Consider the following 20084-nt stretch of genomic DNA (forward strand, 5'->3'; position numbering starts at 1 on the left):
AAAAGCGCGCCTTTTCAGGCGACGTTAATGACAAACTCTTCAATCGCTTGCCGGTTACTCCAGGACTTGGTAAGCGTCGCCGCGTCAGGCGCATCAAGCCACTGGTACGTCAGATGTTCAGTGAATATCACCTGCCGCTCATGCGGTAACGCAAGGCAGAACCAGAATTCTGTATTGTGCATGACGCCCGGCGCATAGCGATGACGTAAATGTGAAAAAATTTCAAACTCCACCGTACGTTGGCAGTCGATTAAGGTCAGTTGCTCTGCCGCAACATCAATCGTGACCTCTTCTTTGACTTCACGTACGGCGGCCTGCAACGCGGTCTCCCCTTCTTCTATGCTGCCAGTCACTGACTGCCAAAAATCCGGGTCATCGCGTCGCTGCAACATTAGCACCCGTTTCGTATCCTGCGCGAAAATAACCACCAGGACCGAAACGGGGCGCTTGTACACTTTATCCTTCACGCGACCTCGTTGTTGGCTGTTGGGTGACGGATGAGACTCGCCCTTGCGGGCCGCCGTGATATCACGCGAATGATGTCGTGTACATTGTTCATATCAGTTATTCTCGGCTTTCTTCACAACCTGAATACCCAACTCCGTCAACGCTGCCTGGTTGGCGAAACTCGGCGCTTCGGTCATCAAACACGCGGCGGCGGTCGTTTTCGGGAAGGCGATAACATCACGAATATTGTCGGTGCCGGTCAACAGCATGGTCAGACGGTCCAGACCAAACGCCAGGCCCGCATGCGGCGGCGTACCGTATTTCAACGCATCCAACAGGAAGCCGAACTTCTCGCGCTGCTCCTGCTCATTGATACCGAGAATACCAAATACGGTTTGCTGCATTTCACCGTTGTGAATACGCACCGAACCGCCGCCCACTTCATAGCCGTTAATCACCATATCGTAAGCGTTAGCGACGGCTTCTTCCGGCGCAGTTTTCAGTTCAGACGCCGTCATGTCACGCGGGGCGGTGAACGGATGGTGCATCGCGGTCAGACCGCCTTCGCCGTCGTCTTCGAACATCGGGAAGTCAATCACCCACAGCGGCGCCCATTTGTCTTCGTCGGTCAGGCTCAGGTCTTTGCCCAGTTTCAGACGCAGCGCGCCCAGCGCATCGGCAACCACTTTTTTGTTATCTGCGCCGAAGAAGATCATGTCGCCGTCCTGCGCGCCGGTACGTTCAAGGATAGCGTCGACGATGTCGGCGGTCAGGAACTTGGCCACCGGACTGTTAATCCCGTCCAGACCTTTCGCGCGCTCGTTAACTTTGATATATGCCAGGCCTTTCGCGCCGTAGATCTTAACAAAGTTACCGTAATCGTCGATCTGCTTACGGCTAAGCTGTGCGCCGCCAGGCACACGCAGCGCTGCCACGCGGCCTTTCGGATCGTTAGCCGGGCCCGCGAAGACCGCGAACTCTACCGATTTCAGCAGGTCAGCGACATCCACCAGTTCCATCGGGTTACGCAGGTCTGGTTTGTCGGAACCGTAACGACGTTCCGCTTCGGCAAACGTCATGACCGGGAAATCCCCCAGATCCACGCCTTTCACTTCTAGCCACAAATGGCGCACCAGCGCTTCCATCACTTCGCGCACCTGTGGCGCGGTCATGAAGGAGGTCTCGACGTCGATCTGAGTAAACTCCGGCTGACGGTCAGCACGTAAGTCTTCATCACGGAAGCATTTGACTATCTGATAGTAACGGTCGAAACCGGACATCATCAGGAGCTGTTTGAACAGCTGCGGCGACTGCGGCAACGCGTAGAATTTACCTTTGTGCACGCGCGAAGGCACCAGATAGTCGCGCGCGCCTTCCGGCGTGGCTTTGGTCAGCATCGGCGTTTCAATATCAAGGAAACCGTGATCGTCCATAAAACGACGCACCAGGCTGGTAATTTTGGCGCGAGTTTTCAGGCGCTGCGCCATTTCCGGACGACGCAAATCCAGATAGCGGTACTTGAGACGCGCCTCTTCGGTATTAACGTGGTTAGCGTCAAGCGGCAGTGAGTCTGCGCGGTTGATGATAGTGAGAGAGGACGCCAGCACTTCAATTTCGCCGGTCGCCATATCCGCATTGACGTTTTTCGCGTCACGCGCACGCACGGTGCCCGTAACCTGAATGCAGAACTCATTACGCAGTTCAGAGGCCAGCTTTAACGCGTCCGCACGATCCGGATCGAAGAACACCTGCACAATACCTTCGCGGTCGCGCATATCGATAAAGATCAGGCTGCCAAGATCACGACGACGGTTGACCCAACCACACAGAGTCACCTGCTGCCCCACGTGGGACAGACGTAGCTGTCCGCAATATTCTGTACGCATGAGATATCCCTTAACTTAGCCGCAGGCGGATTGTTGCCTGCCATGCAGGCGACGAAGTCGCAGCTTTAGCTGTATGTCACAACTGGATGAAAAAAGGCGGCTATTATACTGGAAATTCTGCCGCACGATAAGAGTCAATCCAGCATGGGAGCGATAACTTGCCCGTTTCATGCGGTATCGACGCCTGGTTCATACTGACTGTACCCGGGTTTTTCACGCGGGTATTGCGTATGCTCACAAAAATTAACAATATTTGTCGCCGCTTTCCTCTTTAATCGCGCTTAAGGTGTAGTGAAATCCGCTATTTTTAGGAGAGTGATTATCATGTTGAAACTCAACGCGACCACAACCGCCCTGGTGGTTATTGATTTACAGGAAGGAATTCTTCCGTTTGCCGGCGGCCCGTATACGGCAAATGAGGTGGTCGCCCGCGCCGCGCGGCTGGCGGAAAAGTGTCGTGCCAACGGCTCGCCCGTGGTTATGGTACGCGTCGGATGGTCTGATGATTATGCCGAAGCGTTAAAACAGCCGGTGGATGCCGCAACGCCTGCGCACGCGTTGCCGGAAAACTGGTGGACCTGGCCTACGGCATTGGGTAAAAAGGACAGCGATCTGGAAGTGACTAAACGCCAGTGGGGCGCGTTTTACGGCACCGACCTGGAATTACAGCTTCGCCGCCGGGGTATCGACACCATCATATTGTGCGGGATCTCAACCAATATCGGCGTCGAATCCACAGCGCGCAACGCCTGGGAGTTGGGATTTAACCTTATTATTGCCGAAGATGCCTGTAGCGCCGCCAGCAGTGAGCAGCATCAGAGCAGTATGACGCATATTTTCCCGCGCATTGGCCGGGTACGCAGCGTAGAGGATATTTTAAACGCCTTATGATCTACATTGGCTTGCCGCAATGGTCGCACCCGAAATGGGCGCGGCTCGGCATCACCAGTCTGGAAGAGTATGCCCGCCACTTTAATTGCGTGGAGGGCAACACCACGCTTTACGCGCTGCCGAAAGCGGAAATTGTCGATCGCTGGTATGCGCAAACTACGGACGATTTCCGTTTTTGCTTTAAATTTCCCGCCACCATTTCTCACCAGGCCGCGCTGCGCCATTGCGACGATCTGGTACAGGCGTTTTTTACCCGGCTGGCACCGCTGGAAACGCGTATTGGCCAATACTGGCTGCAGTTGCCCGCCGCCTTTGGACCGCGCGATCTCCCCGCCTTATGGCAGTTTCTTGATGCGCTCCCCGCCACGTTTACCTACGGCGTAGAAGTTCGTCATCCGTGTTTTTTTGACAAAGGTGAGGATGAACAGCGGCTCAATCGCGGGTTACACGCGCGCGGCGTAAACCGCGTGATCCTGGATAGTCGTCCGGTACATGCCGCCCATCCCCACAGCGAGGCCGTCCGCGACGCGCAGCGAAAAAAACCCAAAGTCCCGGTACATGCGGTCGTGACGGCCAGCCATCCGATGGTGCGTTTTATCGGTAGCGATAATATGGCGCAAAACCGTGAGTTTTTCGCCGCCTGGTTGCAGAAACTCCCGCAGTGGCGGCAGACCACCACGCCTTTTCTGTTTTTACATACTCCGGATATCGCACAGGCGCCGGAACTGGTGAATACGCTTTGGCATGATTTACGCAGCGTCTTACCGGAAATCGGCACTGCTCCGTCCATTCCACAGCAATCTTCTCTTTTCTGAAAATGCCCCCTATCATAGACAGTGCCATCAGCCATTTTAAAAGGGAGTTTGTATGGTAAGCGCGCTGTATGCCATTTTGGGTGCGTTATTATTAATGAAGTTCTCTTTTAATGTCGTTCGCTTGCGAATGCAGTACCGTGTCGCCTATGGCGACGGCGGTTTTAGCGAATTGCAAAGCGCCATCCGTATTCATGGCAACGCGGTGGAATATATTCCTGTCGCGCTGGTGCTGCTGCTGTTTATGGAAATGAACGGCGCCGAAACGTGGATGGTGCATATCTGCGGCATCATTTTAATCGCCGGTCGGCTGATGCATTATTACGGTTTTCACCACCGCCTGTTCCGCTGGCGGCGGGCGGGGATGAGCGCGACCTGGTGCGCATTGTTGCTGATGGTGCTGGCAAACCTGTGGTATATGCCCTGGGAGTTGGTTTTCTCCCTGTATTAGCGCACAATATGCGCCTTTATTTTTCCCGGATGTATACGTTATGTCTCACCGCGACACGCTTTTTTCTGCGCCTATCGCCCGTCTCGGCGACTGGACTTTTGATGAACGAGTAGCCGAAGTTTTCCCCGACATGATTCAGCGTTCGGTACCAGGCTACTCCAACATCATCTCCATGATCGGCATGTTAGCTGAACGCTTTGTGCAGCCGAACACGCAGGTCTACGATCTGGGCTGCTCGCTGGGCGCCGCGACGCTGTCTGTTCGGCGTAATATCCGCCATGAGCATTGTCGCATTATCGCCGTCGATAACTCCCCGGCCATGATAGAACGCTGCCGCCGCCATATTGATGCATATAAAGCGCCAACGCCGGTTGAAGTTGTTGAAGGCGATATCCGCGATATCACTATTGAAAACGCCTCGATGGTGGTGCTGAATTTTACCCTGCAATTCCTTGAACCTGCCGAACGCCAGGCATTGCTGGATAAGATTTACCAGGGGTTGAATCCCGGCGGCGCGCTGGTACTGTCGGAAAAATTTAGCTTTGAAGACGCGAAAGTGGGCGAGCTGTTATTCAACATGCACCACGATTTTAAACGCGCGAATGGGTACAGCGAACTGGAGATCAGCCAGAAGCGCAGTATGCTGGAAAACGTGATGCTCACCGACTCGGTGGAAACACATAAAGCGCGCCTGCGTAAGGCGGGTTTCGAACACAGTGAACTGTGGTTCCAGTGCTTTAATTTCGGGTCGCTTGTCGCGTTAAAAGCCGGAGTTGCCGCATGATCGAGTTTGGTAACTTTTATCAGCTCATTGCTAAAAATCATCTCTCCCACTGGCTGGAAACATTGCCCGCGCAGATTGCCGCCTGGCAACGCGAGCAGCAGCATGGCTTGTTTAAACAGTGGTCGAACGCGGTAGAATTTTTACCGGAAATTACGCCCTGGCGGCTGGATTTACTGCACAGTGTCACGGCGGAAAGCGAAACGCCGCTCAGCGAAGGTCAGCTAAAGCGTATCGATACGTTGCTGCGTAATCTGATGCCGTGGCGTAAAGGCCCGTTCTCGCTTTATGGCGTAGATATTGATACCGAATGGCGCTCCGACTGGAAGTGGGATCGCGTACTGCCGCATCTGTCAGATTTAACCGGCCGGACGATCCTTGATGTCGGCTGCGGCAGCGGCTATCACCTGTGGCGGATGATTGGCGCGGGCGCACATCTGGCGGTCGGCATCGATCCTACGCAGCTTTTCCTCTGCCAGTTTGAGGCGGTGCGTAAACTGTTGGGTAACGATCAGCGCGCGCATCTGCTGCCGTTGGGCATTGAACAACTCCCGGCGCTGAAAGCATTTGATACCGTCTTCTCGATGGGGGTGCTTTATCACCGTCGCTCGCCGCTGGAGCATCTGTGGCAGTTAAAAGATCAGTTGGTCAACGAGGGTGAACTGGTACTGGAAACGCTGGTCGTTGACGGCGACGAAAATACCGTACTGGTGCCGGGTGACCGCTACGCGCAGATGCGTAACGTCTATTTTATTCCTTCCGCGCCGGCATTAAAAAAATGGCTGGAAAAATGCGGCTTTATTGACGTGCGTATCGCCGATGTCTGCGTCACTACCACCGAAGAGCAGCGCCGTACCGAATGGATGGTTACCGAGTCGCTAGCCGATTTTCTTGACCCGAACGATCGCAGCAAGACGGTGGAAGGCTATCCCGCCCCGCAGCGCGCGGTGCTGATTGCGCGTAAACCGTGATGGATTGCCGAATGACCGTTACGTATAGCACCGTTTCTCCAAAATAGTTCAAGTTGCAGCAAGGCGGCAACGCAGCAAATCCCCGGGAACGTAGGTAGTTACGTGACCGGGGTGCGCGAGGCGGCCAACGCTGCTGCGGCTTGAAATATGAAGGAGAAAAAAAGGCCCCTGTTGAATTGGCAGGGGCCTGGTACGAGCAAGCATCATATTGGGCGACATGATGCAACGGTAAAAATCATTTGGCCTGATGGCGAACAATGATTCCTTTCATTTCAGCGACCGCCGCACCCTCTACTCTATAGCGAGAATACTCGTCCGCCTGTATATCGGCAGACATCGATAACCCCTGATTGCGATAGCGCATCGGCGAAGGCAGTAAGACTCCGGCGGAACTGTGTACTTCCCGTACTCCGGCATCGAGGAAATTCTGCAGGTTATTTGCACGAACCCCCGCACCAGCCATAATGGTTGGAGCATCCCCCTGGGCAATAAGTTCCATAATTATTGATAAACCTTGCGCCGCATCGGCTTTTTGTCCGGAAGTCAGTACTCTTGCTACGCCTGCGTCAGCCAGATTCTTTAGCGCATTGAAGGGATTAGCGCACATATCGAAGGCGCGGTGGAATGTCACCGCCAGCGGCCCGGCCGCCGCCATTATTTTTTCCATTCGCGACATATCGACATCCCCATCAACGGTCAACACGCCAGTAACCAGCCCAGGAAAACCCAACTCTCTGACGAGGCGGATATCTTCCAGCATGGCGGCAAATTCGCCGTCAGTGTAATAAAAATCCCCGCTGCGAGGACGAATAATCGGATGTACGGGAATCGTAATATGCTCGCGCACGCTGCGTAAGACGCCGAAAGAAGGCGTAAGCCCGCCTTCTTTCGGCGCGGCGCACAGTTCGATACGATCCGCGCCGTTTCGCTGCGCGGTGAGCGCACATTCCATGCTGTAACAACAGATCTCAAGTAACGCCATATTCACTCCGCTCGGCAGGTTAATGGGCCGCCTGTTCGCTGGCGACAATCGCTTCAATCGACCATGGATGAAATTTTACCGTGACGCGGCCATCGGTCACAGCCAGCGTAGGGTTTGGCAAACGTTCATGCTCGCCCTGTGGCGAACTGGTTTTAACCACGATCCCCGGCTGACTAAGCCCCTCATCCGACAACAACGCCAGAGCCCTCGCGTTCAAGGTCTCCGGCTCGCCGGGCAGCACGATTTCAATATGCTCCCACCCTTCGTGTGGATAGCGTTTTTCTCCCGGCCACGGTAATTCAATAACAGAAAACCGCCAGTGTTCCACACATACCGGTTCATGCAGTTTAAACAGACAAATCGGCCTGCCGTTGATGATATTTTCCGACAGTAGCTCGCCGCATTGTTCAAAACCGCGACGCCAACGCTCCGCCGTCGTATTCTGGTGACAGCGCAATGAAATGTGATCGGCCTCAAGGGCGCTAATCTGCAGACCAAGGCGAGTGGAAAGTTCTCTGAACGCCAGAGTGAATCGCGGTAAATCTGCGGAAATATCATGCAGTTCATCAATGTGTTGCCAGTTCGCCATATCAGGACGCTCTTCTTGCTGTGAAAACCGCTAATTTACGCTGTTGCGCCCCGGCAACCAACCTTTGATTTGATTGGGCGTTTATTGAATGCTTATGCAGATTATTGTTGCGTATATTTCAGGCGACGCGCCGCGCGCGCAATGCTGACGCCAACGGGCATTTGCAGTATACTCCCGCCCTAATTCTTAAACTGGCGCGGGCAATACAGTCCGCTTCATAAACGTAAGGTATTCCGGTGAATATTCAGGCTCTTCTCTCAGAAAAAGTTAGTCAGGCCATGATTGCTGCAGGCGCGCCTGCAGATTGCGAGCCCCAGGTTCGTCAGTCAGCCAAAGTTCAGTTCGGCGACTATCAGGCCAACGGCATGATGGCAGTTGCGAAAAAACTGGGTATGGCCCCCCGACAACTTGCAGAGCAGGTGCTGACTCATCTGGATCTCAGCGGCATCGCCAGCAAGGTTGAAATCGCCGGCCCTGGCTTTATCAATATTTTCCTCGAACCGGCTTTTCTCGCTGAACAGGTGCAACAGGCGCTGGCCTCCGAACGTCTGGGCGTTTCTCAGCCGACTCGTCAGACGATTGTCGTCGACTACTCCGCGCCCAACGTCGCGAAAGAGATGCACGTTGGTCATCTACGCTCCACGATTATCGGCGATGCGGCAGTACGCACGCTGGAGTTTCTGGGCCATCATGTTATTCGCGCTAACCACGTCGGCGACTGGGGCACCCAGTTCGGTATGCTTATCGCCTGGCTGGAAAAACAGCAGCAGGAAAACGCGGGCGATATGGCGCTGGCGGATCTCGAAGGATTTTACCGCGATGCGAAAAAGCATTATGACGAAGATGAAGCGTTTGCCGAGCGCGCGCGTAACTACGTCGTCAAATTGCAGAGCGGTGATACCTATTTCCGTGAGATGTGGCGTAAGCTGGTTGATATCACGATGACGCAAAACCAGATCACCTATGATCGCCTGAACGTCACTCTGACGCGTGACGATGTGATGGGCGAAAGTCTGTATAATCCGATGCTGCCGGGCATTGTCGCCGATCTGAAAGCCAAAGGCCTGGCGGTTGAAAGCGAAGGCGCAACGGTGGTTTTCCTTGATGAGTTTAAAAACAAGGAAGGCGACCCGATGGGCGTCATTATTCAGAAGAAAGATGGCGGTTATCTGTATACCACTACCGATATCGCCTGCGCCAAATACCGTTACGAAACGCTGCACGCCGACCGCGTGCTCTACTACATTGACTCCCGTCAGCACCAGCACCTGATGCAAGCCTGGACCATTGTGCGCAAAGCCGGTTATGTACCGGATTCCGTTCCGCTGGAACACCACATGTTCGGCATGATGTTGGGTAAAGACGGTAAACCGTTTAAAACTCGCGCGGGCGGTACGGTGAAACTGGCGGACCTGCTGGATGAGGCGCTGGAGCGCGCGCGTCGTCTGGTGGCGGAGAAGAACCCGGATATGCCGGCTGACGAGCTGGAAAAACTGGCTAACGCCGTCGGTATTGGCGCGGTGAAATACGCCGATTTGTCAAAAAACCGCACCACTGACTATATCTTCGACTGGGATAATATGTTGGCTTTCGAAGGCAATACCGCACCTTATATGCAGTATGCCTATACGCGTGTGCTGTCTGTTTTCCGTAAAGCGGACATCGACGAGCAGGCGCTGGCGAGCGCGTCGGTTATCATTAGCGAAGATCGCGAAGCGCAGCTCGCTGCCCGTCTGCTGCAGTTTGAAGAAACCCTGACGGTGGTCGCGCGTGAAGGTACGCCGCACGTCATGTGCGCGTATCTGTATGACGTCGCCGGGCTGTTCTCCGGCTTCTACGAGCACTGCCCTATTCTCAGCGCCGAGAATGACGCGGTTCGCAATAGCCGCCTAAAACTGGCGCAACTGACGGCGAAGACGCTGAAACTGGGTCTGGATACGTTGGGTATCGAAACCGTAGAACGCATGTAAACGCGCCGTCGTTAACATCATCAGGCCTGATTCCGGGGAACGGACTCAGGCCTTTTTATTGCCACAGCGGTATATCTGTAACAAATCACAAGGAATGACACATTTCTATAGAGAGATGGAACATCTTTTACCTGTGCTGGCGCTGACCGCCCCGTATCATTAGGCGGCGGATTGTTCAGGTACAGGTAATGACTTTTAAAGACTTTGATGCGGAAGAGAAACTCTTCCTGAGACGTGTGATTGTGGCGTTTGGTGTAGTGGTTGTCTGCTTTGGTATCCTGATCTTCAACCTCTATAACTTGCAAATCCGCCAGCACCACTACTACACCACCCGTTCGAATGAGAACGATATCAAGATGCTACCCGTCGCGCCCACGCGCGGCATCATTTACGATCGCAACGGCATTCCGCTGGTGCGTAACGTAACCTGGTATGATATCGCGGTTACGCCCTATAAAATTGCCGATATGGATGCGCTGCTAAAACAGCTCACCCCTATTGTTGATCTCTCCCCCGATGATATCGCCGACTTTCGCCATGCGCTAAAATCCAGTAGCCGCTATCGTCCGGTAGTGCTCAAAAACGCGCTAACGGATGTTGAAATCGCACGCTTTGCGGTCAATCAGTTTCATTTCAACGGCGTCACGATCAATAGCTATCAGGATCGGCAGTATCCTTACGGCGCGGAGCTGGCGCATGTTCTCGGTTACGTGTCAAAGATAAACGATAACGACCTTAAAGCGCTGGATAAAAAAGGGCTGGCAGAGAATTACGCGGCGGACCATAACATCGGTAAACAGGGGATTGAGCGTTACTACGAAAACGATCTTCATGGCAAAACCGGTTATCAGGAGGTCGAGGTGGATAATCACGGGCGTATTGTCCGCCTGCTGAAAGACGTTCCTCCCATCGCGGGTAAGAACATTCACCTGACGCTGGATCTCCATTTACAAGAGTACATTGAAAGTTTGCTGGCCGGGCAGCGTGCTGCCGTACTGGTTGAAGATCCGCACGATGGTTCAGTGCTGGCGATGGTATCTATGCCCAGCTACGACCCGAATCCCTTTGTAAAAGGCATTAGCTATCAGGATTACGGCAAACTGCTGCACGATAAAAATCTGCCGCTGATCAACCGCGTGACGCAAGGGCTTTATCCCCCGGCGTCAACGGTTAAACCCTATATGGCGATGTCCGCGCTGTTATGCGGGATTATTACGCCGCAAACCACCTTCTTTGGCGCGCCAACCTGGACGCTTCCCGGCACGCAGCGTCATTACCGGGACTGGAAAAAAACCGGACACGGTATGCTGGATGTCACTAAAGCGATTGAGGAATCTGCGGATACCTTTTTCTATCAGGTCGCTTATATGATGGGTATTGACCGTATCGACACGATGTTGTCTCAGTTCGGCTATGGCAAACCGACGGGTATCGACCTTAATGAAGAGTATGACGGGCTGCTTCCCAGCCGCGCATGGAAACAGCGGGTCCATAAAAAAGCCTGGTATCAGGGCGATACCATCTCTGTCGGCATCGGCCAGGGTTACTGGATTGCCACCCCCATCCAGATGGTAAAAGCGATGGTGGCGCTCATCAACAACGGTAAGGTGATTGCCCCTCACCTGTTACTCAATGAAGAGAGCGGCAAAACGGTGGTTCCGTATCGTCCTTCAGGAACACCGGCACAGATAGCCGATCCGGCGTCACCATACTGGGGACTGGTGCGTCAGGCGATGTATGGCATGGCGAATGCACCCAACGGAACGGGCTATAAGTTCTTTCACACCGCGCCCTACGGCATTGCGGCCAAAAGCGGCACGTCGCAGGTATTTAGCCTGAAAGAAAATCAGACCTACAACGCGAAAATGATCCCCATTCGCCTGCGCGATCATGTGTTTTATACCGCTTTTGCACCGTATAAAAACCCTAAGGTCGCTATTGCCTTGATTCTGGAAAACGGCGGAAGCGACGGCGTTACCGCCGCGCCCATCATGCGAAAAATCCTTGACCACCTGTTTGATCCACAGGCTGATACCACACAGCCGGATCAGGCGCCATAGTCAAATAAGCAAAGCGTCATCAGACAAGGATACGGCCGGAATATCCGCATACATCAGAAATAGTTACGCAGATATTCCGTCAAACACAGCATTGCCATCGCCTGCCCGTAAGGCATAGAGGTCAACGGAATGTGACGGTAAAAATCGAGATCGTGGCCCATGCCAGTACCAAATGACGTTTGCAGCAGTTCGCCTTCCGGCGAGATATGTTTCACTATCCCCCGAATAGCTTTTTCCGCCACCTGCGCATAGTGCCGTTCGACATAGCGTTTGCGCACCGCTTTAAGAATACCGTAGGCAAAACCCGCCGTCGCCGACGCCTCAAGATAAGAGTGCGGATCGTCAAGCAGCGTATGCCACAAACCGCTTTCATCCTGACATTTCGCCAGCGCGGCGATCTGCGCATTCAGTACCTGGACCAGGTAACGGCGCACGGCATTGTTTTCCGGCAAGTCCAGCAGTTCAAGAAAATCCGGGATCACAATGGTCAGCCAACTGTTGCCGCGCGCCCAGCGAGCGTTAGCGAAGTTATGATGACCGTCATAGCTCCAGCCGTGGAACCACAGCCCCGTCTCTTTATCCATCAAATTCTGCACGTGTAGCAGGAACTGATAGGTTGCCTCTTCCACATATTCCGGCCGGTTCAACAGCTTACCGATTTTCGCCAGCGGCAGCACCGTCATCATTAGCGTGTCGTCCCACATCTGCTGATGATTTTCCTCCGCCAGCGTGATGTGCTGCATTCCGCCGTGATCGGTACGGGGCATTTCATTCATCGCCCATTCGGCCCACGTTTCCAGCCACGGTAAATACGCTGGATTACGCGTCTCTTCATAGCGATACGCCAACGTTAAAAACGGCGCCATCGTATTAACGTTTTTCGTCGTCGCGCCTTCCGCAAAGCGATCGGCAAACCAGTCATCAATGATCTTACGCATCGTCTGGTCACCGGTCTGTTGGTAATAGTGATACATTCCGTACAGGCCCACGCCGTGCGTCCACTCCCATCCGGCCCAGCCTTTAGTATCGATCACGCGTCCGTCGTCCAGTCGCAATAAAAATTCGCCTGTCTCATCTTTAATATTGACCAGGTTATGCGTCACCTTTTGCACCAGGGCTTTTAGTTCATCTCTGGTGATAAAATGCTCAGGCTGACGCAATAGCGGACTGTGTTTGACTGGATAAACCATCATTTGCTTAACCTCTGTGTAATGTCGAATTCAGTGCTGCGTGCAGTTTTACCGCCGACGCAGTCGATTCGCTACAGTAAAAGCTAAGCTGGGCGGAAACCTTTTTGTTTCTGCCATTGCCAGAGCGTAAATGGCAAAAACGCAAAGAGTCCGGCAACCTATCTCACCATTTTATAAAACGGCGTTTCTATTTATTCAAAAAGAGAGTCAGGTCTGCTACCTGGCAAAGAAAGGGGCGGTTAGCGGTAGTTCACAATCACCTGGTTGCTCCGCACTTTTAACGCCGGGATAAGCCGGCCGCCGCCGGGGACTTCCCAGACAAAGCGGAGCGGCTCGACTGCGGGAACATGGGCAAAACCGTGGGTCGTGCCACTCTGACCATCAAGTTCTACGCAACGGGACTGGGAACATAAACGTACCCGTAAGCCCGCGGGGGTCGGGCCATTCAGTTCATAACGCCAGGCGACCAGCGTCATCACACCGGAAACCGGCTGACGCGCCGACAATGGCGAAGACGATGCGGAAACGCCCCGGTAATTTAAGGTTACGCCCATACCGCTATCCTGCCACGCGCCTTCGCCTGCGGCCTGAACCGTCAGGGGAAAGAGCAACAACGCCAGCCATTTACGCATTATTTTCCTCCAATGGTCGCCGTCATGCGGATATGACGGTTATCGGAAAGCTCAAGGTTCGACAACACCACCAGCTGCGGTAAACTGCGCCGCAAAAAGCGGGACAATAATGGACGTAGCGCATGGTTAACCAGCAATACCGGCGGCGCGCCAAGCATTTCCTGGCGAGAAAGCGCCTCTTGCGTCTGCGCCAGCAGGCGATCCGCCAACCCAGGCTCAAGTCCACCGCCGCCCTGCAATGCCTGAAGCAGCAAACGCTCCAGCGCGGTATCCAGGCCAATCACCTGCACTTCTTCATTACCGGGGAACCACTGTTGCGTAATCGCTCGTCCTAATGCCACGCGTACCACGGCGGTTAATTCATGCGGATCGCTTTGTAACGGCGCATGTTCCGCCAGCGTTTCCAGAATGGTGCGCATATCGCGAATCGGGACTTTTTCCGCCAATAAGTTTTGCAGGACTTTGTGTAAAGTCGTGAGGGTCACGACGCCGGGGACCAGATCTTCCGTGAGTTTAGGCATCTCCTGAGAGACACGATCCAACAGTTGCTGCGCTTCCTGGCGGCCAAACAGTTCGGCGGAGAATTGGCCAATCAAGTGGTTAAGGTGCGTCGCCACAACGGTACTGGCTTCAACAACGGTAAAGCCCTGAATTTGCGCCTGCTCTTTCAGGGCGCTTTCAATCCAGATGGCATCAAGGCCAAAAGCTGGATCGACGGTTTTCTCACCCGGTAGCGTTCCCGCCGCCGTGCCGGGGTTAATAGCCAGCCAGCGTCCCGGATAGGCGTCCCCGCTGCCAATCTCTACCCCTTTCATCAAAATACGGTAGCGCGCAGGCTGTAAATCCATATTGTCGCGAATATGGACAACCGGCGGCAGGAACCCCATATCCTGAGCGAATTTTTTACGAATACTGCGAATACGTCCGAGCAATTCGCCATCCTGTTGAAAATCCACCATCGGGATCAGGCGGTAGCCCACTTCCATCCCCAGTGAATCCTCAAGCTGTACGTCATTCCAGGTGGCTTCGACCACCGAGTTATTTTCCGGCATTTTTACCGGCTGCGGCTCCTCCGGCGCTTTTTCTTCACGCCCGCGCAGCCACCATGCCAGGCCGAGCAAAGCGGCGGTAAAGAGTAAAAATACCAGGTTAGGCATTCCTGGCACCATGCCAAGCAGCCCCAGCACCGCCGCCGCCAGCAGCATCACCCTTGGATTACTGAACAGTTGGCCAACCATCTGCTCGCCTACATCCTGATCGGTACTGACGCGGGTCACAATGACGCCCGCCGCCGTGGAGATAACCAGCGCCGGGATCTGGGCGACCAGGCCGTCGCCAATGGTCAGCAGGGTGTAGCTTTCCGCCGCGCTGCCTATGCTCATTCCGTGCTGCAATACGCCGACCAGCAGCCCGCCTACCACGTTAATGACCATGATGAGAATACCGGCGATGGCGTCGCCGCGCACAAATTTACTTGCCCCGTCCATCGAGCCGTAGAAATCGGCTTCCTGAGTGACTTCCGAACGCCGTTTTTTGGCCTCGTCTTCACCAATCAGACCGGCATTAAGATCGGCGTCAATCGCCATTTGCTTGCCGGGCATACCGTCCAGCACAAAGCGCGCGCCGACTTCGGCAATACGTCCGGCGCCTTTGGTGATGACCATGAAGTTGATAATGACGAGGATGATAAAAACCACAATCCCGATCGCGAAGTTACCGCCGACCAGGAAATGACCAAACGCCTCCACCACCTTTCCCGCCGCCGCCGCGCCGGTATGCCCTTCCATCAAAATAATGCGCGTTGAGGCTACGTTAAGCGCCAGACGCAGTAGCGTGGTAAACAGCAGAATGGTCGGAAACGCGGCAAAATCCAGAGTACGCTGGGTAAACATCGCCACCAGCAGCACCATAATCGATAGCGCAATATTAAAGGTAAACAATAAGTCGAGGATAAAAGCAGGTAGCGGCAGCACCATCATCGACAAAATCAGCAGAATGAGGATCGGCCCGGCAAGAATTTGCCATTGCGTCGATTTCAGGTTGCTGGGCAGGCGCAGCATCGCGACCAGATTAGCCATCAGTATTCTTCTCGTTCATAAAATCCAGCGCTTCTGGCACCGGAAGGTTCTCAGGTTGTGGAGGACGTTGCCCGCCCGCAAGCCGCCAGCGTTTAAGCTGCCAGACCCAGGCCAACACTTCCGCAACGGCAGCATATAACTGCCCGGGAATTTGCTGACCGATTTCGGCGTGGCGATATAATGCCCGCGCCAGCGGCGGCGCTTCTAAAGTGGGAACCCGATGTTCAGCGCCGATCTCGCGAATGCGCAGCGCTATTAATCCAGCCCCCTTCGCGACCACTTTCGGCGCGCTCATTTTGTTTTCGTCATACTGCAGCGCCACGGAATAGTGCGTCGGGTTAGTGACAATGACGTCCGCTTTCGGCACATCTTCCATCATGCGGCGCTGCGCGGCGGCGCGTTGCATCTGGCGAATTTTGCCCTTAACATGCGGATCGCCTTCGCTCTCTTTAAATTCGTCGCGAATGTCCTGCCGCGACATGCGTAATTTTTTCAGGTGGCTAAAGATCTGGAAAAACACGTCAAATCCCACCATCGGAATCACGCCCAGTACCACCAGTAACGCGCAGAGTCCAACCAGATCCAGCGCATTCCCCATTGCGACGATCGGCGACTCCGCCATCAGGCGCATCATTTGCGGCCAGTGATGCCAGAGATAAAAGCCGGTAACGCAGCCGACCAGCGTGGATTTCAACACCGCTTTTAGCAGTTCCGCGCCGGTCTGCGCCGAAAACATGCGCTTAATTCCCGGCAGCGGGTTTAATTTAGAAAATTTTGGCTGTAGCGACTTACCGCTAAAAATCAGGCCGCCAAGCATAACCGGCGAGATAAGCGCCACCAGCACCACGCCCGCGATAAGCGGTAGCAGTGCCATCATCGCCGCTTTAATCAGCAAAATTATCTGCCCCAGGATCAGGTTAGGATCGTTCACCATACGGTGATCGAAGTGCAGGCCTGCTGAGAGCATTCCCGCCAGCTGCCGCGCTAACGACTCGCCGCCGAACCAAATAATACAAACGCCCACCAGCAATATCAGCAGTGAGGTCAGTTCTCTGGAACGGGGGATCTGCCCTTCTTCCCGCGCTTTTTCAAGTCGGTGGGGTGTGGGGGCTTCTGTTTTGTTGTCGTCGCTCTCTTCTGCCACGCAGCAAACCCTGGATAGATTGATAAGCGAGAATGATGCCAGAACCGCTTTACGCCAATGGGCAGAGTAAGCGGTAAAAAAGGCGGGGTTTATGGCGTTAATAGAGATAGCCGGATACGATAAGAAAGTATCGTATCCGGCCGGGTTGACGGATTCGAACCCGATAAGCGCAGCGCCATCAGGTCAAAAAAGCTTAAAACCCAAGACTGTCCAGCAGGTCGTCCACCTGATCCTGACTGGCGACGACGCCAGCTTTCGAGGTATCCACCTGCGGGCCGTTGAGTAAGCTTTCGTTCTCGCGTTTTGGTCGTGCGCTCTGTTCCGGGATGTTTTCCAGCAGTACCATTAATAACTGGCGCTCAATCTCCTGAATCACGTCCATCATGCGTTTGATCACCTGACCCGTCAGATCCTGGAAATCCTGCGCCATCATGATGTCCAGCAGTTGCGCGTTAGTAAAGCTGGTATGGCCCGGGACATCCCTGAGAAACTGGCGCGTATCCGTCACCAGTTCACGGGCGTCGGCAAGCTCGATCGGATTGTCAAACCACTCGTCCCAACGTTGGGTTAGCGCTTTCGCCTCTTTCTCCATCGCATCCTGATGCGGCTGCGAGGCTTCGACACTGTTTAGCGCGCGTTCCGCCGCCTGCGCCGTCATCTGGACGACGTAATCCAGACGGTCGCGCGCATCAGGGATCGCCTCCGCCGCTTCGGCAATCGCCTGGTCCAGCCCCAGTTCACGCAGGCTGTCGCGCAGCATTCGGGTCAGACTACCGATGCGCGCAATGATGTCTCCTGCTGAGCCTTCATCAGCAGGCTTGATAGATGGTTGCATCATCATCGCATCCTCACATGCCCAGTTTCTCAAAGATTTTGTTGAGCTTCTCTTCCAGAGTCGCTGCGGTGAACGGTTTTACGACATAACCGCTGGCGCCAGCCTGTGCGGCGGCGATAATATTCTCTTTTTTGGCTTCCGCCGTGACCATCAACACGGGTAACGCCGACATGGCGCTATCGGCGCGAATGGTTTTCAGCAGCTCTAGGCCATCCATATTCGGCATGTTCCAGTCGGAGATAATAAAACCAAAGCCGCCCGCCTGGAGCTTGTTCAGTGCATCGACGCCGTCTTCGGCCTCTTCCACATTGTTAAATCCAAGCTCTTTTAAGAGGTTGCGCACGATACGACGCATGGTCGAAAAGTCATCCACAACCAAAAATTTAAGCTCTTTATCCGCCATAAAATACTACTCCTGGTTCAAATACGTATCGCCTGTCCGGCACTGATTTTCGCCAGCATCTGCTGGCTTACCTGGCTAAGATCGACCACTTCGCTTACGCCACCCATATTGATGGCCTCGCGCGGCATGCCGAACACCACACAACTTGCTTCGTTTTGCGCAATGGTCCAGGCGCCAGCCTGGTACATCGCTAACATTCCAGCGGCGCCATCGTTGCCCATCCCCGTAAGAATGACGCCTACGGCGTTGCGCCCCGCGTGTTTCGCCACCGAATGAAACAGCACATCCACGGAAGGCCGATGCCGGTTTACCGGCGGGCCATCATGAATTTTGATTTGATAATTCGCCCCGCTACGCGCCAGCTCCATATGCTTGTCGCCGGGCGCAATGTAGGCATGACCTGGCAATACGCGTTCGCCGTCCTCCGCCTCCTTCACGCTGATTTGACAGAGTTTATTCAGACGCTCGGCAAACGAGCGGGTAAAGCCAGGCGGCATATGCTGCGTAATAATCACTGCCGGACTGGAAAGCGGCAGCGGTTGCAGCACATGTCGGATAGCTTCAGTACCGCCCGTTGAAGCGCCGATAGCAATCAGTTTTTCCGAACTGAGCAGCGGACCGGCTTTTAAGGTTGCCGGGGCCGCCATCGGTTTATGTGCGGCGATGCGGGCCCGCGCGGCGGTACGCACTTTTTCGGCGATCATCTCGCTATACGCCAGCATACCTTCACGAATGCCAAGCTGCGGTTTAGTGACAAAATCGATGGCCCCCAACTCCAGCGCCCGTAGCGTCACTTCGGAACCTTTCCCGGTCAGCGAAGAGACCATCACCACCGGCATCGGTCGCAGGCGCATCAGTTTTTCCAGAAAATCGAGGCCGTCCATACGCGGCATCTCAACGTCCAGGGTCAATACGTCCGGATTAAATTTTTTGATGAGATCCCTGGCGACCAACGGATCCGGCGCAGTCGCCACCATCTCCATATCGCTATGGCTATTAATAATTTCAGTCATGATTTGGCGCATTAGCGCGGAATCATCAACTGACAATACCCTGATTTTACTCATGCTTTATCCTTACTTAGCGCATACACCGTCTGTCCGCGCAGGCTAAACTCGCGCACGAGGTTGCTAAAGTTTTCTGAGTGACCGGCAAACAACAGTCCGTCAGGTTTAAGGAGTGGAACAAAACGGCGCAGAATGTCCTCCTGAGTCGTTTTATCAAAATAGATCATGACGTTACGGCAAAAAATCGCGTCAAAGGGACCGGGTACGTTGTACTGCTTTTCCAACAAATTAACGGAGGAAAATTCAACATAATTGGCCAGTTCCTGACGCACGCGCACCAGTCCTTCATGCGGCCCCGTACCGCGCATGAAATAACGTTGTAGCTGCTGCGGCGATAACGTTTTCAGTTCGCTGAGGCGATAAATACCGCTTCTCGCTTTTTCCAGCACTTCAGTATCAATATCGCTGGCGAATACTTTCCAGCGACCGGGGGCCATCCCCAACGCATCCGCCAGCGTAATGGCGATACTGTAAGGTTCTTCTCCTGTCGATGCCGCCGCACTCCAGACGCGGTACTCGCCGTGGCGGCGACGCGCATGTTCCGCAAGGATGGGAAAATGGTGCGCCTCGCGAAAAAAAGCGGTCAGGTTGGTAGTCAGAGCGTTGATAAAAGCCTGCCACTCAGCGCTGTTTTGATTAGCCTCCAGCATACTGAGATAACGGCCAAAATCATCCAGTCCCAGGGTACGCAGCCGACGGACCAGGCGGTTATAAACCATATCCCGCTTATGGTCGGCCAGCACGATCCCTGCGCGCTGGTAGATTAATTGACATATCCGACGAAAATGCGCGTCGGACAGCGCGAGGCGCTGTGTCATCTGTAACAATACTGACGTTTGCCCGGAGGGCAGAGATGATGTCATAGCGCCTTCTTAATCACATTCAAAATACAACG

General features: G+C 54.2%; 19 protein-coding genes. 7 read left to right on the forward strand and 12 right to left on the reverse strand.

Annotated elements, in window-relative coordinates; genetic code table 11:
* Window positions 1–14: 14 nt before the first annotated feature.
* Window positions 15–467, reverse strand: coding sequence for a dihydroneopterin triphosphate diphosphatase (gene nudB / locus ACLD3P_RS07055; RefSeq protein WP_023181459.1), 453 nt, complete (start codon window positions 465–467; stop codon window positions 15–17).
* Between the two features lie 93 nt (window positions 468–560).
* The gene (aspS, locus tag ACLD3P_RS07060) at window positions 561–2333 is read right to left on the reverse strand and encodes an aspartate--tRNA ligase (RefSeq protein WP_001258629.1); all 1773 of its coding nucleotides are present in this window, start codon (window positions 2331–2333) and stop codon (window positions 561–563) included.
* Between the two features lie 324 nt (window positions 2334–2657).
* On the opposite strand from aspS, the gene ACLD3P_RS07065 reads away from it, so the two are divergent.
* The 5 genes from ACLD3P_RS07065 to cmoB are packed head-to-tail and all read left to right on the forward strand — an operon-like array spanning window position 2658 to window position 6239.
* Window positions 2658–3224 carry a hydrolase gene (locus ACLD3P_RS07065; protein WP_000916144.1) on the forward strand — a complete coding sequence of 189 codons (567 nt, stop codon included), beginning with the start codon at window positions 2658–2660 and terminating at the stop codon, window positions 3222–3224.
* On the forward strand, window positions 3221–4039 hold the full coding sequence (locus ACLD3P_RS07070; protein ID WP_000639226.1) for a DUF72 domain-containing protein: 819 nt from the start codon (window positions 3221–3223) through the stop codon (window positions 4037–4039). Before ACLD3P_RS07065 ends, ACLD3P_RS07070 begins: the two co-directional genes overlap by 4 nt.
* Window positions 4040–4091: 52 nt before the next feature.
* Window positions 4092–4487: an MAPEG family protein gene (locus ACLD3P_RS07075; protein WP_131046102.1), complete on the forward strand. Its 396-nt coding sequence runs from the start codon at window positions 4092–4094 to the stop codon at window positions 4485–4487.
* A 40-nt stretch (window positions 4488–4527) separates the two neighbouring features.
* A complete protein-coding gene (gene cmoA / locus ACLD3P_RS07080; protein WP_000019612.1) occupies window positions 4528–5271 on the forward strand; it encodes a carboxy-S-adenosyl-L-methionine synthase CmoA in 744 nt (247 codons plus the stop codon).
* Entirely contained in the window at window positions 5268–6239 is a 972-nt protein-coding gene (cmoB, locus tag ACLD3P_RS07085) for a tRNA 5-methoxyuridine(34)/uridine 5-oxyacetic acid(34) synthase CmoB (RefSeq protein ID WP_000569026.1), read from the forward strand. The genes cmoA and cmoB overlap by 4 nt, the downstream gene beginning before the upstream one ends.
* A gap of 235 nt (window positions 6240–6474) precedes the next feature.
* Here the strand turns inward: cmoB and cutC are convergent, their stop codons facing one another.
* A complete protein-coding gene (gene cutC, locus ACLD3P_RS07090) occupies window positions 6475–7221 on the reverse strand; it encodes a copper homeostasis protein CutC (RefSeq protein WP_131046104.1) in 747 nt (248 codons plus the stop codon).
* 19 nt (window positions 7222–7240) lie between these two features.
* Window positions 7241–7810, reverse strand: coding sequence for a VOC family protein (locus ACLD3P_RS07095; protein WP_000024796.1), 570 nt, complete (start codon window positions 7808–7810; stop codon window positions 7241–7243).
* Window positions 7811–8046: 236 nt separating this feature from the next.
* Here ACLD3P_RS07095 and argS point away from each other — a divergent pair, with 236 nt between their 5' ends.
* The gene (gene argS, locus ACLD3P_RS07100; RefSeq protein WP_411006455.1) at window positions 8047–9780 is read left to right on the forward strand and encodes an arginine--tRNA ligase; all 1734 of its coding nucleotides are present in this window, start codon (window positions 8047–8049) and stop codon (window positions 9778–9780) included.
* Window positions 9781–9968: 188 nt separating this feature from the next.
* A complete protein-coding gene (gene mrdA, locus ACLD3P_RS07105) occupies window positions 9969–11840 on the forward strand; it encodes a penicillin-binding protein 2 (RefSeq protein ID WP_052944134.1) in 1872 nt (623 codons plus the stop codon).
* A gap of 53 nt (window positions 11841–11893) precedes the next feature.
* Here mrdA and ACLD3P_RS07110 read toward each other — a convergent pair whose 3' ends face one another.
* The 8 genes from ACLD3P_RS07110 to cheR form a co-directional block, all read right to left on the reverse strand.
* Window positions 11894–13033: a glycoside hydrolase family 105 protein gene (locus tag ACLD3P_RS07110; protein ID WP_024798340.1), complete on the reverse strand. Its 1140-nt coding sequence runs from the start codon at window positions 13031–13033 to the stop codon at window positions 11894–11896.
* Between the two features lie 236 nt (window positions 13034–13269).
* Window positions 13270–13662, reverse strand: coding sequence for a flagellar protein FlhE (flhe, locus tag ACLD3P_RS07115; RefSeq protein ID WP_001233619.1), 393 nt, complete (start codon window positions 13660–13662; stop codon window positions 13270–13272).
* Window positions 13662–15740 carry a flagellar biosynthesis protein FlhA gene (gene flhA / locus ACLD3P_RS07120; protein WP_000002386.1) on the reverse strand — a complete coding sequence of 693 codons (2079 nt, stop codon included), beginning with the start codon at window positions 15738–15740 and terminating at the stop codon, window positions 13662–13664. The genes flhe and flhA overlap by 1 nt, the downstream gene beginning before the upstream one ends.
* Window positions 15733–16884: a flagellar biosynthesis protein FlhB gene (gene flhB, locus ACLD3P_RS07125; RefSeq protein ID WP_131046107.1), complete on the reverse strand. Its 1152-nt coding sequence runs from the start codon at window positions 16882–16884 to the stop codon at window positions 15733–15735. Before flhB ends, flhA begins: the two co-directional genes overlap by 8 nt.
* A gap of 193 nt (window positions 16885–17077) precedes the next feature.
* The gene (cheZ, locus tag ACLD3P_RS07130; RefSeq protein ID WP_000983585.1) at window positions 17078–17722 is read right to left on the reverse strand and encodes a protein phosphatase CheZ; all 645 of its coding nucleotides are present in this window, start codon (window positions 17720–17722) and stop codon (window positions 17078–17080) included.
* A gap of 10 nt (window positions 17723–17732) precedes the next feature.
* Window positions 17733–18122, reverse strand: coding sequence for a chemotaxis response regulator CheY (gene cheY, locus ACLD3P_RS07135; RefSeq protein WP_000763861.1), 390 nt, complete (start codon window positions 18120–18122; stop codon window positions 17733–17735).
* 17 nt (window positions 18123–18139) lie between these two features.
* On the reverse strand, window positions 18140–19189 hold the full coding sequence (cheB, locus tag ACLD3P_RS07140; protein WP_000036389.1) for a protein-glutamate methylesterase/protein glutamine deamidase: 1050 nt from the start codon (window positions 19187–19189) through the stop codon (window positions 18140–18142).
* Window positions 19186–20052 (reverse strand): protein-glutamate O-methyltransferase CheR, encoded by an 867-nt coding sequence (gene cheR, locus ACLD3P_RS07145; RefSeq protein WP_000204370.1) that lies wholly within the window; start codon window positions 20050–20052, stop codon window positions 19186–19188. The genes cheB and cheR overlap by 4 nt, the downstream gene beginning before the upstream one ends.
* Between the last annotated feature and the right edge of the window lie 32 nt (window positions 20053–20084).

This window comes from Salmonella sp. 741265073_HBA (assembly GCF_046569105.1).
GTDB lineage: Bacteria > Pseudomonadota > Gammaproteobacteria > Enterobacterales > Enterobacteriaceae > Salmonella > Salmonella enterica.

What these genes read in the sequence shown, in the direction of transcription:
- flhA (WP_000002386.1), bottom strand. Translation starts at nt 15,740, where the DNA reads ATGGCTAATCTGGTCGCGATGCTGCGCCTGCCCAGCAACCTGAAATCG.
- ACLD3P_RS07065 (WP_000916144.1), top strand. Translation starts at nt 2,658, where the DNA reads ATGTTGAAACTCAACGCGACCACAACCGCCCTGGTGGTTATTGATTTA.
- cutC (WP_131046104.1), bottom strand. Translation starts at nt 7,221, where the DNA reads ATGGCGTTACTTGAGATCTGTTGTTACAGCATGGAATGTGCGCTCACC.
- cmoB (WP_000569026.1), top strand. Translation starts at nt 5,268, where the DNA reads ATGATCGAGTTTGGTAACTTTTATCAGCTCATTGCTAAAAATCATCTC.
- flhe (WP_001233619.1), bottom strand. Translation starts at nt 13,662, where the DNA reads ATGCGTAAATGGCTGGCGTTGTTGCTCTTTCCCCTGACGGTTCAGGCC.
- ACLD3P_RS07070 (WP_000639226.1), top strand. Translation starts at nt 3,221, where the DNA reads ATGATCTACATTGGCTTGCCGCAATGGTCGCACCCGAAATGGGCGCGG.
- ACLD3P_RS07110 (WP_024798340.1), bottom strand. Translation starts at nt 13,033, where the DNA reads ATGATGGTTTATCCAGTCAAACACAGTCCGCTATTGCGTCAGCCTGAG.
- mrdA (WP_052944134.1), top strand. Translation starts at nt 9,969, where the DNA reads ATGACTTTTAAAGACTTTGATGCGGAAGAGAAACTCTTCCTGAGACGT.
- cheB (WP_000036389.1), bottom strand. Translation starts at nt 19,189, where the DNA reads ATGAGTAAAATCAGGGTATTGTCAGTTGATGATTCCGCGCTAATGCGC.
- aspS (WP_001258629.1), bottom strand. Translation starts at nt 2,333, where the DNA reads ATGCGTACAGAATATTGCGGACAGCTACGTCTGTCCCACGTGGGGCAG.
- ACLD3P_RS07075 (WP_131046102.1), top strand. Translation starts at nt 4,092, where the DNA reads ATGGTAAGCGCGCTGTATGCCATTTTGGGTGCGTTATTATTAATGAAG.
- cheY (WP_000763861.1), bottom strand. Translation starts at nt 18,122, where the DNA reads ATGGCGGATAAAGAGCTTAAATTTTTGGTTGTGGATGACTTTTCGACC.
- cheR (WP_000204370.1), bottom strand. Translation starts at nt 20,052, where the DNA reads ATGACATCATCTCTGCCCTCCGGGCAAACGTCAGTATTGTTACAGATG.
- cheZ (WP_000983585.1), bottom strand. Translation starts at nt 17,722, where the DNA reads ATGATGCAACCATCTATCAAGCCTGCTGATGAAGGCTCAGCAGGAGAC.
- cmoA (WP_000019612.1), top strand. Translation starts at nt 4,528, where the DNA reads ATGTCTCACCGCGACACGCTTTTTTCTGCGCCTATCGCCCGTCTCGGC.
- ACLD3P_RS07095 (WP_000024796.1), bottom strand. Translation starts at nt 7,810, where the DNA reads ATGGCGAACTGGCAACACATTGATGAACTGCATGATATTTCCGCAGAT.